20 protein-coding genes are annotated in these 14,077 nt (G+C 70.5%); 1 reads left to right on the top strand and 19 read right to left on the bottom strand.

Features of this window, described 5'->3' with window-relative positions:
• Position 1: 1 nt before the first annotated feature.
• The 15 genes from FHY50_RS13050 to FHY50_RS12980 all read right to left on the bottom strand — a co-directional run bounded on the left by FHY50_RS13050 (position 2) and on the right by FHY50_RS12980 (position 9,667).
• Positions 2-439, bottom strand: coding sequence for a peptidoglycan endopeptidase (locus FHY50_RS13050; protein WP_140231355.1), 438 nt, complete (start codon positions 437-439; stop codon positions 2-4).
• Between the two features lie 2 nt (positions 440-441).
• Complete coding sequence (locus tag FHY50_RS13045; protein ID WP_140231354.1) at positions 442-1,236, bottom strand: DUF2163 domain-containing protein; 795 nt, start codon at positions 1,234-1,236, stop codon at positions 442-444.
• 120 nt (positions 1,237-1,356) lie between these two features.
• A complete protein-coding gene (locus FHY50_RS13040; RefSeq protein WP_140231353.1) occupies positions 1,357-3,657 on the bottom strand; it encodes a DUF2460 domain-containing protein in 2,301 nt (766 codons plus the stop codon).
• A 144-nt stretch (positions 3,658-3,801) separates the two neighbouring features.
• Entirely contained in the window at positions 3,802-4,371 is a 570-nt protein-coding gene (locus tag FHY50_RS13035; protein WP_140231352.1) for a tail tape measure protein, read from the bottom strand.
• A complete protein-coding gene (locus FHY50_RS13030) occupies positions 4,361-4,555 on the bottom strand; it encodes a phage tail assembly chaperone (RefSeq protein ID WP_244935372.1) in 195 nt (64 codons plus the stop codon). The genes FHY50_RS13035 and FHY50_RS13030 overlap by 11 nt, the downstream gene beginning before the upstream one ends.
• Positions 4,552-4,866, bottom strand: a complete 315-nt coding sequence (locus FHY50_RS13025; RefSeq protein ID WP_140231351.1) for a gene transfer agent family protein — start codon at positions 4,864-4,866, stop codon at positions 4,552-4,554. The genes FHY50_RS13030 and FHY50_RS13025 overlap by 4 nt, the downstream gene beginning before the upstream one ends.
• Entirely contained in the window at positions 4,863-5,270 is a 408-nt protein-coding gene (locus FHY50_RS13020) for a phage major tail protein, TP901-1 family (protein ID WP_140231350.1), read from the bottom strand. The genes FHY50_RS13025 and FHY50_RS13020 overlap by 4 nt, the downstream gene beginning before the upstream one ends.
• Positions 5,271-5,397: 127 nt before the next feature.
• On the bottom strand, positions 5,398-5,799 hold the full coding sequence (locus tag FHY50_RS13015) for a tail completion protein gp17 (RefSeq protein ID WP_140231349.1): 402 nt from the start codon (positions 5,797-5,799) through the stop codon (positions 5,398-5,400).
• Positions 5,796-5,990, bottom strand: coding sequence for a hypothetical protein (locus FHY50_RS13010; RefSeq protein WP_244935371.1), 195 nt, complete (start codon positions 5,988-5,990; stop codon positions 5,796-5,798). Before FHY50_RS13010 ends, FHY50_RS13015 begins: the two co-directional genes overlap by 4 nt.
• An 11-nt stretch (positions 5,991-6,001) precedes the next feature.
• Positions 6,002-6,571, bottom strand: coding sequence for a head-tail connector protein (locus FHY50_RS13005; protein WP_140231347.1), 570 nt, complete (start codon positions 6,569-6,571; stop codon positions 6,002-6,004).
• A gap of 89 nt (positions 6,572-6,660) precedes the next feature.
• A complete protein-coding gene (locus FHY50_RS13000; protein ID WP_140231346.1) occupies positions 6,661-7,593 on the bottom strand; it encodes a phage head spike fiber domain-containing protein in 933 nt (310 codons plus the stop codon).
• Entirely contained in the window at positions 7,593-7,859 is a 267-nt protein-coding gene (locus FHY50_RS12995; protein ID WP_140231345.1) for a spike base protein, RCAP_Rcc01079 family, read from the bottom strand. The genes FHY50_RS13000 and FHY50_RS12995 overlap by 1 nt, the downstream gene beginning before the upstream one ends.
• Before the next feature lie 64 nt (positions 7,860-7,923).
• The gene (locus FHY50_RS12990; protein WP_140231344.1) at positions 7,924-8,979 is read right to left on the bottom strand and encodes a phage major capsid protein; all 1,056 of its coding nucleotides are present in this window, start codon (positions 8,977-8,979) and stop codon (positions 7,924-7,926) included.
• The gene (locus FHY50_RS12985) at positions 8,976-9,374 is read right to left on the bottom strand and encodes an HK97 family phage prohead protease (protein ID WP_140231343.1); all 399 of its coding nucleotides are present in this window, start codon (positions 9,372-9,374) and stop codon (positions 8,976-8,978) included. Before FHY50_RS12985 ends, FHY50_RS12990 begins: the two co-directional genes overlap by 4 nt.
• Positions 9,362-9,667, bottom strand: a complete 306-nt coding sequence (locus FHY50_RS12980) for a DUF6127 family protein (RefSeq protein ID WP_180345155.1) — start codon at positions 9,665-9,667, stop codon at positions 9,362-9,364. Before FHY50_RS12980 ends, FHY50_RS12985 begins: the two co-directional genes overlap by 13 nt.
• 124 nt (positions 9,668-9,791) lie before the next feature.
• Between FHY50_RS12980 and FHY50_RS14260 the strand changes: the two genes are divergently transcribed.
• A complete protein-coding gene (locus tag FHY50_RS14260; protein WP_166745446.1) occupies positions 9,792-9,956 on the top strand; it encodes a hypothetical protein in 165 nt (54 codons plus the stop codon).
• On the opposite strand, the gene FHY50_RS12975 is transcribed toward FHY50_RS14260, so the two are convergent.
• The 4 genes from FHY50_RS12975 to dapF form a co-directional block, all read right to left on the bottom strand.
• Positions 9,919-11,052, bottom strand: a complete 1,134-nt coding sequence (locus FHY50_RS12975; RefSeq protein WP_140231342.1) for a phage portal protein — start codon at positions 11,050-11,052, stop codon at positions 9,919-9,921. The genes FHY50_RS14260 and FHY50_RS12975 overlap by 38 nt on opposite strands.
• A 109-nt stretch (positions 11,053-11,161) precedes the next feature.
• On the bottom strand, positions 11,162-12,442 hold the full coding sequence (locus tag FHY50_RS12970) for a DNA-packaging protein (RefSeq protein WP_140231341.1): 1,281 nt from the start codon (positions 12,440-12,442) through the stop codon (positions 11,162-11,164).
• A complete protein-coding gene (locus FHY50_RS12965) occupies positions 12,439-12,927 on the bottom strand; it encodes a hypothetical protein (RefSeq protein WP_140231340.1) in 489 nt (162 codons plus the stop codon). Before FHY50_RS12965 ends, FHY50_RS12970 begins: the two co-directional genes overlap by 4 nt.
• Positions 12,928-13,090: 163 nt before the next feature.
• Positions 13,091-14,035: a diaminopimelate epimerase gene (gene dapF, locus FHY50_RS12960; protein WP_140231339.1), complete on the bottom strand. Its 945-nt coding sequence runs from the start codon at positions 14,033-14,035 to the stop codon at positions 13,091-13,093.
• Positions 14,036-14,077 lie beyond the last annotated feature (42 nt).

Raw genomic sequence — 14,077 nt, 5'->3', positions numbered from 1 at the left:
GTCATTCCTCCCCTTCGCGCAGGCGCCAGCGTCCCAGCACCAGCCATGGCAGAGCCCCCGGCCGCTCGACGACGCGCTTGGCGCGGCCGTCGGCATGGACGAAACCGGCGTCGGTCAGCACCGCCAGGTGCAATTGCCGCGGCCCGGGCAACACCAGCGCTACCGTGCCGGGAACATTGTCGCCGACCGGCTCGAGCCCCGCCGCCGCCAGTCCCTTGAGCATGCGCCCGACATCGCCAGAGCGCAGCGCGTAGCCGGTCGGAACCGGCACCGGTGCGTCGCTGCCCCCGCCGCGCACGGCCAGCGCCGCCACACCGATGCAGTCCAGCCCGGTCGCGGGGTCGCGCCCGTGCAACCGGAACGGCACCCCGACCAGCGCGCGCGCCGCCGCCGCCACGCGCGCCGAACGCGGCGGCACTTCCACCGTGCGCTTCTTCATGGTCATGCCCCCGGATATCGCGTCAGCAGGTCGATCCCCGGCAGGAACGGTTCGCCGCGAAAATTCGCGGCGTTGCCGAACCGGCCCCGGCAGGTCGCGAGCGACTTGTCGCACCCCTCGATCAGCTCGACCCTGGCCCCCTCGGCGGCAAAGCACGGCGGTGCGCGCAGCGTCACGTCGGGCCCATCGGACTGCGCGATCGCATCCTCCAGTCCGCTATTGCGACCCGAAACCCAGCGCAGCAGGCCGCCGCCATAGCCATTGGCGCTCGGCTCAGACCGATCGAGCGTCAGCACCGCGCCCTCCGCCGCCATTACCACCGCAAAGCGCCGCCGCGCCGCCATCGCCACGCGGCAGCGCCGATCGCCCAGCTCGGCGCGGCATTCGGGCGACGTTTCCTCGACTACCGCCGCGTCGAAGCGAGCACTTGCCCCGCGCAGTTCGGCGGTGAAGCCGCCCGCGCGCGTCTCGATCGCGCCGATCGTCCCTTCGCCCAGCGCGATCGGCGGCTGCGTCCCGGTCCAATCGACTGCGAACAGCGCCACCCGCGCTCCGTCCCAGCGCCCCGCCAGCAGGTCCGCCTCGACGATTGCGGGATGGTCGAGCGCCCCGGTCACGTCCATGCTGTCGGCATCCAGCCCGTCGCTGCGCTCGATCGCCGACGGCGTCATCCCCGGATTGGCGCGATAGACCATGCCGTCCAGCCACAGGTCGCGGTCGTGACTGGTCAGCCCGAACGCCACCCCGTCGCGCCGCTCGACGCGCCACGCAAAGGCGCGGGTCGTGATGTCGTGCATCACATACTCCTGATTTTCAAAGAGAGATCCGTTCGTTTCGAGCGAAGTCGAGAAACGCGAACTGGGCGCTACCGGGCGTTTCTCAGCTGGACGCGAGCCTGTTGCTCGGGGGCAGCCGCCTCAATCCTCGCGGATCTCGATCAGCGGCACGCTCGCCGCCTCGCCCGCCTGGAACGTCGCGCCGCTCACGTTCAGCCGCTCCTCGGCGAACCGCACCGGTACGTCGAACGCGAAGCCGGCGGTGACGATCGCCCCCGGTTCGGGCGCGGTGTCGAGGTCGATCCAGCCGCCTGCGTCCAGCGTGAAACCGGCTGTCTCGTCACCGCCGATCGCAATGCGCACGCTTCCCGCCACCGGCCGCGTGATGCGCCGCGCCACCGCGCCATAGTTCTTGACCAGCGCAAAGCGCAGCGTCTGCCCATCGCCCTCGCCGATCGCCTGGTCGAACGGCGACGGCGGCGCGCCATCGCCCCGCGAGCTATGGTCGAATGGATCCTGCAACCGGAACCCGCGCACCGGCCCCATCCGCGCGCGAAAGAAGCCAAGCAGAGCGGCGATATCCGCGTGTGATCGCACTCCCGGCCCGACATCGTACCGCGTCCGCGCGCCGGCCCAGCTGGCGTTGCGCTGCTCGTGCCCCGACGCGCTGGTCAGGATCGTGCTGCCGGTCTCGGGGCTGACTTCCGCCGCGCGCCCCAGCGCAATCGGAAAGCGCACGTCGTCAAAACCCTCCACCGGTTCCTCCTCGTCGAAATGGACATATCCGTCGCGCAGCACCTGCGGCAGCGCCCACACGAAGGTCGCTGCCACGCCGCGCCTGCGCCCGACCTCGGCAGCCGCATCGATCGCGCGCCACTGGTCGGACTGGTCGGGGCGCAGCACGAATCCGGCCAGATAGTGCTGCTCGGCCGCCGGATAGCCCAGCCGCGCCTCGGCGAGCGCGACGCCGCGGCGGCTGGCGCCGACATTACCCGTCGCTGCCCAGTCATAGTCCTCCAGCTGCAGCACATCGAACGCGGGCCTGGCCCAGCCCAGCGGCAGGTTGGCGCGCATCGCCTCCGGCGCTTCGGCATCGAGCACGGTCGGCAGATAGGCGAGCAGAAGCAGCTCGGCTCCCGGCGCCTGCGCCCGCACCGCATCCCCCAGCGCCGCGGTCGATTGCGCCAGCAGCGCCCCCGCCGCGTCGAGCAGGTCGCGCTCGGCCTGGTTCTTGCTCCCACGGATCGACGTCATCACCGTCGGATCGCCGCCGAACGCTACCCTGGCCGCGTCATCGTACAGGCACGGCACCCCTTGCGGCGTCACCCACCACCACGGTTCGCCGATCTGGAACCGGATCGGCAGCTCCGCGCCTTGCCCGATCGCGACGAACGCCTGCGCCACGGCGTGCAGATACCCCATCGCCCCGGCATGCGCGGGCGACAGCAATGTCGAGGGCGGCTCCCACCCGGTCAGCGCAGGCGACCCGTCCCATGCGCGCTGCTTCCAGTCGCCCCAGCAATGCAGGTCGAACAGTTCGTAGCTCAGCGACCAGATGATGCCATAGCCCAGCGCCCGCGCACGCTCGGCGAAATCGCGGTGCCATGCCGCGCACGGCGCATTGAGCGTGCCTCCTGCAAGGCTGACGTAGAACCGGTCGTCGACCCGTTCGAGCCGGAAATAATGGCTCATCCCGACATAATGGTTGATCGCCCCGCGATACCCCAGCTGCAGCGCGTTGCGCAGCAGGCGCGCGGGCGTCAGGTTATAGCTGTCGTCATAGCCGCTCGCGATCGACAGCCCGTGCTCGGGAACGATCGCATCGCCGATCGCCAGCACCGATTGCGGTCCTTCGCACGCCAGGCCGGTGATCGCGACGCTCGCCTCGATCGGCGCGTCGAGGTGCAGTCCTTCCTCCGAATATCCCGGCGGCACGATCGAGATGAACATCCGGTCGACATCGCCGGCGAACACCGGATCGGCTTCCTCCGGCAGCAGGAAGCCGCCGACCAGATCGTCGAAATCGATTGCGATCTCGGCATTTTCGGGCGTGCCTTCGGCATAGTTCCACAGCCGCACATACCAGGCTTTCGCCGTGCCGTCGGCATCGCGCCCCTCGATCGTCAACGTCGGGCCGTCGATGGCATCGAGCGGCTGCACCCCTTCGCTGCGCCAGCGAAAGCGCAGGCGGCATCCCCGGAAATCGCGATCGGTCTCGTACTTGAGCAGCGGATGGTCGTAGCGATCCTCCGCTTCCCAGATCAGCCCGGCCAGGTCGCGCAATCGATAGAAGGTGCAATCGACCCTCAGCGCGTCGTGCGCGGTGGTGACGACGCTCGCCATCATCGGCCGCGGAAAATTGACCGTCCAGAAGCGCGGATCGAAGCGCGAGATCACGCTCGTCGTCTGCACGCTCCGCCGGTCGCAAAGCCAGAAACCCATATATCCTCCCAGGCATGGAGCATCAGGGTGGATTGCCCTCGGCAATCCAAGATCAGGCTGGGAGCCTGATCGACCTGATGCCGGGGACCGCCGACCGCAGGTCGGTGGTGGAGGGGGCGTGCCCCACGCGCTTCCCCCTTCCGCTCACTCCACCCCGACCAGCGCCGCCTTGACCGCGCGCGCCACCTGTCGGCTCGACCGCGCCAGCGCTTCGGGAGCGCCCGTGCCGCCGTCGCTGCGCACCGTGATCGCCACGCGCACATCGCGCCCGCCGCCGCTTGCCGCCTGCACCTGCCCCGCCGATGTCGGCACGAACAGCTCGGGCCCGCGCTCGCCGACCCAATAAGGCCGCCCGGGGCTGACCGGACCACCCGTCGCCCGCCCCGGCGCGCCCGACAGCGCCGACAGCAAGCCGCTCAGCAGGCCGCCGACGCCGCTGCGCCCGCTGCCGCCGACGATCGCGCCGACCCCGCCGGCCACCGCGTTCGACGCGATGTCGCCCATCACCGCCAGCGCGGTGCGACGCAGATCCTCGAACCCCAGCTTGCCGCTGCGCACCGCGCGCAGCAGCGACCGCTCGATCGCGTCGCCCGCGCGCCCCGCCCCGGCCGCGAACGGTCCTTCCAGGCTGGTGCGCATCTCGGCGACGTCGCGCGCGAACGCGGCGGTGTCGGCGCGCACGCCGATTACCAGCCGCTCGACTTCATCCTCCATCGGGAAACGCCTCCATCAGTCTCGCAAGGTCGCCGCGGTCCGGCGGCGCAGGCGCGTCGCCCGCCAAGCCGCGCACCAGTGCGGCCAGCTCGTCCGGCGTCGCCTGCCAGAACGCATCGGGCGACCACCCGAACGCCACTCCCGCCATCCCGGCGAGCCGGGCGGCCGCACCGGCAAACGTCACCGCCCGCTCAGGATCTGTCGCAGCACGGCGCGCAGCACCGGCGTCGCCGCCGCAAGGCCGCCCGCCACCACCGCCTCGCCGAACCGCGCGCGCGTCATCCCCTCGGGAATGTCGCGGACACAGTGCCACAACAGCGCCACCATCTCGCCCAGCGCCAGCCGCCCTTCCGCCGCACGCTCGACCAGCGCGAACAAAGGCCCCAGCTCCTGCTCGGCCGCGACCAGCGCCTCGAACGACGGCCGCAATACCAGTGCAATTCCGCCGACCCGCAATTCAGCCTCGCCGCGCGCCGGGTTGGCCGCCCGGCTCACGCCGCCACCACCGGCCCGGAACTCTCCAGGCTGACCGTGTAGTTGCGCTCGCCATTATAGTCCCCGGCATAGTCGAGCCGCGTCACCAGGAAGCGTCCGGTCAGCGTCTCGCCGCTTTCGAAGCTCAGCCGATAGTCGTCGATCGCCCCGGCCAGTGCCGACGCCTTGATGCGCGTCTCCGCCGCCGACCCGGTGAAGATCCCCGCCGCCGACACGCTCACCGAGCGCACGCCCGCGCCCGACAGCAATTCGCGCCAGCCGCCCGAATCCTTCGACGTGATCGCCACCGCCTCGCCGCCGATCGACACCTGCGTCGTGCGCAGCCCGGCGACGGTCGCATAGGCCACCGGCTGCGCTCCGTTCCCGACCTTGAGCAGGAACGCGCTCCCCTTCTCCACCGCCATGATGACTCTCCTTTTGGTTGATAGTGCCGCACCGGCCCGCTCCCCACCCGACCGGCCACACGGTATTCCGATGGGTGGCCGGGTGGGGGAGCGGGCTGGTGCGGCGGAATGCGCACGCAGCGCATTCTCAAACCGACTCCAGCAACCGCATCCGGAACTCGATTGTCGCGATCCAGCGCCCATCGCCCTTGGCATCGCCGCGTCTCGCGATCCGGCTGCGCGCCAGCACCGCTGTGCCGCTTTCCCAGCCCGGTACCGCCACGCCGGCCGCGACCACGCCGCCGACCGCGTCGGCCAGCGTGCGCACTCGCACCGGCCGCTCGCCCGCATCCTCGATCCGGATCAGCAGCCGCGCCTCGACGCCGCGCCGGTCCTTGGCGCCCCAGTCGGCCAGGATGGGCGGCGTCACCTCGACGAAGGGCGGGCTGGCGCGCACCGGCGGCGCGTCGAACACCCCGACACCTTCGCAAGCCGGATCGCCGCGCAATGTCGCGACCAGCGCCGCCGTCAGCGCTTCATGCACGCTCATCGCAACTCTCCTGCGATCCAGCGCAGCGCCGGATCGGCATCGCGCCGTGCCTCGATCGCACGCCCCTCGATGGCGATCCCGCCGCGTTCGATCGTCACCGCCGCGCCGGGCAATCGATCGCGCAGCAGCTGCGCCACCCGCATGCGCAGCCGCTCCGCCGCTGCCTCGGCCCGCTGCTCGCCGCGCTGCATCAGCCGCTCCATCACGCCGAAGCCCTACGCCGGCTGGAAAGCCGCATCCGCCGGAACGGCCGCCACAAGGCTGCGACTGCCGCAGGCGGCGGCAAGTCGCGGTCGCGCGCCATGAAGCGGTCGGCCGCCAGATGGACGATTCCCTGTGCGATCGGCGGCGGCAAGCTTGCCCAGTCCGCCGCAATCCCGGCGGTGAGCGTCACCTCGACGCGGCCGCCCGCACCGGGCTGCGTCACCCGCAACCAGGCGTCACCCTCTGCGTCGATATCGATGGCATAGCCCTCGACCGGCAGGTCGAACGCGGCGCCGTCCGCGGGCACCCCTCGGACCCGCGCCACGCCGGTCACCGGCGCCACCCCGATCGCGCCCCACCACGGACTTGCCGGTCGCACCACGACGATCTCGCGCGCGATCAGCACCTGCCCGGTAAACGCCTCGGCCAGCGCATAGGCGGCATCGACCATCGTGCCGAGCAGCGCAGTCTCGCCCTCTCCCTCGATCCGCGCCCATGTCTTGGCGGCGGCGATCGCAGCCACGCGGTCGCCGCCGCCCGGCGCCACTGCGCCAGGTCCCTGCTGCATGTCGATCTCCCTGTTGCCTGCCCGCGCCGCTCTGGCGCTTGTTGTCCTCCGAGCGCCGTTCAGGCGCGCGCGTCGATCTGCGAGCGCCGTCAGGCGCGCTCGATGCGCGCGATATGCGCCCGCCCCAGGTCGTTCGGTGCCTCGCTCAGCCCGGCTGCGACGGTCGCCGTGCGGACCTCGCTCGACCCGTCGTCGAAAACGTATCGGACGGGCATCGCCGCATCGACGATCCCCCAGCGCGACCAGTCGAGCGTCAGCCGGTCGCGCGCGCGCGTCGCCGCGGCGCTTTCGGTGGCGATCGCGCTGGTCGGCCGGACGCCGTTCTCGACCTGCATTCCCCAGATCGTCGCGCTTCCTGTCACGGTCGGGCTGTTGCCCGCGCCAAGCACGCCCTGCGCGACGGCGATGTAGCACCACACGCTCGACACCCCGGCGTCGGCGCTGACCCACGCCCGCCAGTATGCGCCATGATCGATGACGCCCGCGCTTGGCCCACTGGCGACCAGCGCTCCGCTTGCCGTATCGAGCTTCAGATCGTGCTGCGGCAGCCGCAGCCGCAGCAGCAGCGATCGCACGCTCGCCGCGACTGCATCCTTGCGCACGAACAGCGACGCGACCGATGGCTGTGCCCGTGCCGCGAAATTCTGCGACATGACTCCGTACGCCGTCTCGCTGGCGTCGGTGGCGAGCGTTGCCGACGCGCTGCCGTCGGGGGCCGGAGCGCCGGACGCCAACGAAAGGCTGTCGGCGATCCACGGCGCCGCCGCAAACGCGCTGCTGCCGATCACGATGTTGGTCGCCGCATCCTCGATCAGCAATCCGCGCCGCCGTCCGCTGGCCGGATCATGGTCGAAACGCGGTGCATCGGGCGGCAGCGTCGCCAGCAACCCCTGTGCCGTCACGCAGGTCGCTGCGCTGGCCCGCGTCAGCACCGCGCCGGGCGGCAGCGCGGGTCCGGTAAAGTCGAACCCCGCCCGCGCATTGCGCCGCCCGATCGGGATGCCGACGGCGATCGCCGCCATCAGCCCAGCGCCACGATGTCGGCCGCGGTCGTGCCGGTGGCCCGAACATGGCTCGCGCGCACCGGCAGCACGCTGCCCGATGCGACGTTGCGAAAGCTCGCATCCCCGGTGCTGCCGCTCGCGCGCAATACCAGCGTGCCGCCGCTGCCCACGTACAGCGCCTTGGGAATGTCGGCCAGCGCGGCGGTATCGTGCGGCACTATCGCCACCGCACGCGTCGCCGGGGCCGACACCTGGTCGGCCTGGTTAAAAAAGGCATCTGCCATGATCGTCTCCCGTTGTTCAAAAAGCATGGGGGCGGGACCGCTGCCGGCCCCGCCCCCCACCGGATCACGCCGCCGCGAACTTCATCAGCTTGATCGCTTCCGAATTGGTCACCGCCCCGCCGACGCGCTTGGTCGCGTAGAAATGGACGAACGGCTTGTTCGAATAGGGATCGCGCAGGATCGCGGTCTCGGCGCGCTCGGCGACCAGATACCCCGCCTTGAAATTGCCGAACGCGATCGACAGGCTGTTCGCGGCGATGTCGGGCATGTCCTCGGCCTCGACCACCGGATAGCCCAGCAGCGTGTCGGGCTGGCCCGAAGCAATTCCCGGCGTCCACACGAACGCGCCGTCGCTGGTCTTCATCTTGCGGATGCGCGCCAGCGTCGACGCGTTCATTACCCAGCTCGCGCCCTGGCGATACGGTCCCTTCAGGCTGTGGACCAGGTCGATCAGCCGCTCCTGCGGATTGGCGGCGAAATCGCCCGCCGCCCCGCTCGCCAGATACTGGATCGTCCCGAACGCCCGCGTCGCGTCGCCCGCGGTCCCGGTCGGATAGGTCAGGAACCCCTTGGGCCGGTTGGTGCCGTTGCCGCCGACGAACGCCGCCCCCTCGGCCTTGGCGAACTCCATGGCGATCTCGTTCGCCAGCCAGCCCTCGACATCGAACCCGGCATCGTCGAGCATCGCCTGGCTCGCCGCCGGATTGGCGTACAGCTCGCCCATCGGCGGCGCGATCTCGTAAAAGGTCGGCGTCGCCGTCTCCGGCCGTGCCGCGGTTTCCGCCGACCAGCCCGACGGCGTACCCCCCGCTGCGACCAGCTTGCGATAGCCAGCGCTGCCCACCTGCACGACATTGGCGATGCCGCGGATCGGGCTCGTCGCCTTGAGCACGCTGTCGATCACCGCATCGATCTCGCGCGGCACCGCATAGCCGCCATCGGCGCCGCTCACGCCCGACATCGCCTTCAATTCGAGCACGCCTGCACCTGACCGCAGGAACCCGCCGAATGCGCCCCCGCTCGCACTTGTCGCGCCCGCCAGCATCGGCCGGCTCGCGACCACGCCGCTTTTCTCGATCCCGGCAAAGCTGCCCGCCAGGCTGTCCGTCACGTCGCTCATGCACTTTCTCCCGTTGCTTCGACCCGATGTATCCGCGCCAGCCGCTGCATCGGCTGCGCGACCAGACTCACCTCGATCAGATCGAGGATGAGAAGTTCACGAAATGTTCCCTGCTCGACCGCCCGGGCGCGGTATCCGAACGACAATCCCGTGATCGCCCCGCAAGCGACCAGCGTCGCTGCGCGCGCCTCGATCACTCGCCCGATCACCCGCACCCCACGCGTGTCGGCCTCGAGATGCTCGATGATCCCGACCGGCGGCCCCGAATGCTGCCACAGCAGCGGCACCTCGTCCGCCCACCGAACCCCGCCACGCCGCACGACATCGCCCCCGCGATCGGCGACATCGAACACGGCGGCATATCCAGCGAACCGCACCGCGCTCACTTCACCCATCCCGAAAACCCCAGCCGCACCGCCAAGCCGACCAGCACCAGAGCTGCCAGCATCCGCACGATCCACCCGACCGCCGCCTTGACCGCCGAGCGCTTGGCGTCGCGCCACGCTCCCAGCAGCTCGCGCAGTTCGGCCATGTCCTTGGCGGCGCCGGTATCGCCCAGCCCCAACCGGGCCAGCGCCCGCGCCGCCCCCAGCTCGCCTGCCTCCTCGGCGATCGCGCGCAGCGTCGCGAGGTCGGCACCATCGTCGTCGGCGGTCAGCATCAGCTGCGCCAGCACGCTTGCATCCATGATGGGATCCTTTCTCCGACCGTTCATGTCGAGCCCCTCGACGTGCTCGGGATAAACTTCGGCGCAGCACGCCGAAGTCGGGACACGTGTTCCCAATCCGATCGCCAGCGATTACCCGGCAACCATGCGCCGCCGCCTTCGCATCATCCTGCTCGCGTTCTTCGCCGCGCTGGTCGCGCTGGTGTTCGTGGTCCCGATCGTCCAGGCCGACCGCTGCGCCGAAGCCGGCGGCACCTACGACCGCACGACGCTTACCTGCCGCCTGCCGACGACGCAGTATCGGTTGTAGCGACCACCCCCAGCATCGCCCGCTTCTCGGGATCGCTCAGGAAATCCGCGGCGCTCACCTGCGCCCACAGCCGCTCGCGATCCTCGGCCAGCGCCGCTATCCGGTCGACATCGACCGCCAGCGCCGCGCCTGCGTCCCACCCGCGCAGCGCCTGTTCCAGGCTTGCCAGTACCGACCCGGCCAGCGGCAGGATCGTCTGGCGCCACACCGCGCGGTTGGCCTCACGATAATTGGCATAGCTGTTGTCGCCCGGCAGCCCGAGCAGCATCGGCGGCACACCGAACGCCAGCGCGATCTCGCGCGCCGCCGCCGCTTTCAGCCCGACGAAATCCATGTCGGCCGGGGTCAGGCTCATCGCCTGCCACTTGAGCCCACCTTCGAGCAGCATCGGCCGCCCGGCATTGGCCGCCCCCGCGAACCCCGCCTCCATCTCCTCGCGCAGCCGCTCGAACTGGTCGCTCGACAGCACCGATCCATCCGGCGATTCATGCACCAGCGCACCCGAAGGCCGCGCAGCATTGTCGAGCAGCGCCTTGTTCCACTTGGCGGCGGCATTGTGGATCGCGATCGCGCCAGCCGCCGCGCCCAGGCAGCCCAGCCCATAATGATCGTCGAGCGGATGGAAGCCCTTGAGATGGACGATCTGCGGCCGCCCGCCTTCGTCCTCCGCGGCGATCCGCACGACGCGTTCGGCGACGCGGTAGCGATACGCCACCGGCCAGCCATTGGCATCCGCCTCGACCGCGACCCGCTCGGGCCTGAGCGCGAACAGCTCGCCGACCCCGCCCAGCCCGTCCCCGAGCAGCTGGACATAGGCATTGCCGTGCAGCAGCAGATGCGCCGCCACCGTCTCGGTCAGCACCTGCCCCGACGACCGCGCCCGCACCAGCGCGGCCAGCCCCGGATCGGATGCGGTCAGCGGCGCCGATCCCACCCCTTCCGCCACCATCCGCACCGCCCGCTGCGCGATGGCATTCAGGCAATACCCCTCCCGAACCTGCGCCTCGTAGCTGCGAGGCCACTCCCCGATCGCCACCCCACGCGCCAACCCCGGACGCGCCAAAGCACGCCCCGCCTTCCGACCGAACCATTTCATTGCAGATTTCCCCGTTTCTATCCTCTCCAGTGGGAGAGGATATGAAGCCTTGCCGCGCGGCGGCTAGGCGAGGTTGGTGAAGGGCTCCCCGCCCTCGATCATCCGGCCCTCACAACCCCCGCACGCTCGCCTCCCCCCGCCGCTTCCCCAGCAGCAGCTCGGTCATAGCCCACACCAGCGCGTCGGCGCGGTCGGGCGATCGCCCCGGCCCTTCATAGCCGCCCCCCAGCACCAGCCCGCACAGTTCGTCCTCCAGCGCCGGAAAGCCGCCGACGTGGAACGCCTTGCCGCCCTCGTACAATGCCGCGACCGGCTCGGCGCGCGCCACCTTGCCGCGGCTGGCATGTACCAGTGCCACCGGCATCACCGCATCCGCGGCCTGCAGTACGCTCTTGACCATCGCGCCGCCCTGGTTGGCCTCGGCCACCACGCGGTCGGCGCCGTTGCGCACCGCGCACGCCGCCACCGCGCGCGCCCAGTTCTCGGGCGACGCGCCCACCACGCTCGCATCCTCGAGCACATAGCCGCAGCCATCGCGCCCCAGCGCCACCGCGACGATCCCGCACGCGTCGCGCCCGATCCCGGCGGGGGGATCGACGCCGATCACCACCCGCCGCACGCTCGGGGCACTAGCCGTTCGGCACTGATCGAGCAGCCCGCGCGTCCACAACGCGCCGGCCGCCTCGTCGATCAGCTCGCCGTCCAGCTCCTGCCGTCCCAGCCGCGTGCCGCCATAGGCTTCGTGCACCGCCGCAAGGAAACTCTTGGGCAGCAGCCGGTTCTCCGCCGTCCGCCCGGTCACCGTTACCGTTCCCGGCATCGCCCGCAGCGTCCGCAGCAGCGCGATCGGCCGCGGCGTCGTCGTCACCAGCGTGCGCGGATGCTCGCCCAGCCGCAGTGCCATCGCCAGATTGTCCCAGGTCGCTTCGGGATAGGCCCATTTGGCGATCTCGTCGCACCAGGCATGGCCGAACTGCGGCCCGCGCAAGCCATCGGGGCACTCCCCCGAATGGACGAACGCCTGCGCGCCGCTGGGCCATACCAGCCGTCCCTTGGTCGCCTCGAACTTGACCGGCCCGCGCGCCGTGGCCAGCAATCCCGACTCCCCCTCGATCATCACCGCGCGGACATCGCCCTGCGTCGCGCCGACCAGCGCGATCCGCGCCGCCGGATTGCGAGCCAGACCATGCACCCATTCCGCCCCGGTCCGCGTCTTGCCGAACCCGCGCCCGGCCAGCATCAGCCACACCCGCCAGTCGCCCGGCGGCGGCAACTGCCGCGGATCGGCCCAGAATTCCCAGTCGTACAGCGCCGCCTTCCAGTCGCGTACCCCGCCTTCGAATGCCGCCCGCTCCGGACCGCGCGCCACCTGCGCCGCGCGCGATGTCATGCGCCGTCCTCATGCTCCGCCAGCCGGTCGAGCCGCTTGCGCACCTCGCCGCGCGCATCCTCCTCGCTCAGCACCTCATAGGCGCTGACCGTCACCATCGCGCCCGAACCCCCGCCGATCCGGTCGTACACTTCGGGCCGCTTGGCCTTCAAAAGGAACATCGCCAGCGCGTCGGAATAGCTGCGCACGCTGCTCACCACCTTGCCCTGGAACAGCACCGGCTTCTCGGTGCCGTCCCGCGCCCGCTCGAGCAGCACCGCCTCGAGCTCGTCGAGAGCCTGCGCCATCGCCGCGTCCCAGTCGGCCGCGAACCCCTTGTTGCGCGCGCGGTGCGCGTACAGCGTCGAACTCGGCACCCCTGCTTCGCGCGCCGCGCGGCTGACGATCCCGGTCTGCCGCAGCACTTCGAGGAAGCACGCCTTGCGCACCGCGATCGACGGCAACTTGGCCTTGGCGCGCGCCCGCTTGGCGTTAGGCTGAGCCATCCCGAACACCCCCGTTCGTCCCGAGCGAAGTCGAGGGACGGGTTCGAGCGCAGCGCGAACGCCAGCGTTCGTTCACTGTCGCCCGGACCAAGGCCCCGACTCGCAATTCTTCAGCGTTCCTGTAATGTACCCAAACAGCGTGACGATGTCAAGCGTAAAACGCCTATATGGTTACATCCGCCAGTACTGCGTCCCAAGCTGCGATCTCGTCTCGCCGCACGCGGTGCACTACCCGCTCCGCCACCGCATCGCCCTCGATCCCGACGCTGGCATCCTCGAAGAACGTCGCGTTGCCCGCGATCGCCACCACCGCGCCGTCCTCGGGTGCCGCAGCCGTGGCGCGGACCATCCCGCCGCGATTGAACACCGTCACTTCGCACCCGAACGCCGCGCGCCCGGTCAGGCCCGCCGCAAAGGTCGACGCCGCCATCGCACTGCCGCAGCTGTCGGTCAGTCCGACACCCCGCTCGAACGTCCGCACGAACAGCCCGCCGTTCCGCAGCTCGACGAAGCTGACATTCCCCCGCCCCGGCAGGATATCGGGCGCACTCTCCGCCCATTCCCCGATCGCCGACAGCTCCCCGTCATCGACCGCATCGACAAAGCTCACCAGATGCGGATTGGGCATCGCCACTGCCGTGAACGCGCGCGCGCTCGGCAACCCCGGCACGCCGCCTTCGATCAGGGCATCGCCCGCGATCCGCAAGCCGACCCGCGCCAGATCGATCGACGCCACCGCCCGCGTCTCGACCGTCACCACTCCCGGCGCGATCTGGGCCTTGCGCGCCACCTCTGCCGAACTCGCCTTCAACCGCACCCGCGCCGCATCGATCCCCAGCAACTCGAACCCCAGCCGCGCCACGCAGCGCAAGCCATTGAGGCACGTTTCGCTCTCGCTCCCATCGGAATTGAACATCCGCATCCCGAACGCGTGATCGGCGTCACCGGCAGTCAGCAGCAGCAGCCCGTCGCCCCCGACTGGACCACCACGATCCGCCAGAACGCGCGCGATCCGCGCCCAATCGCCATCGCTCAGATCGAGCGCGCGCGCATCGATCAGCGGAAAGTCATTCCCCGACCCGTGACACCGGATAAGATCAAACCGCATCGCCTGCCTCAACCCGTTGGTGTCGCGCATAGTCGAGACACG

Source organism: Sphingomonas japonica, assembly GCF_006346325.1.
In the GTDB taxonomy this organism is placed as follows: domain Bacteria; phylum Pseudomonadota; class Alphaproteobacteria; order Sphingomonadales; family Sphingomonadaceae; genus Sphingomonas; species Sphingomonas japonica.
This window is presented reverse-complemented; position numbering and strand designations above follow the sequence as displayed.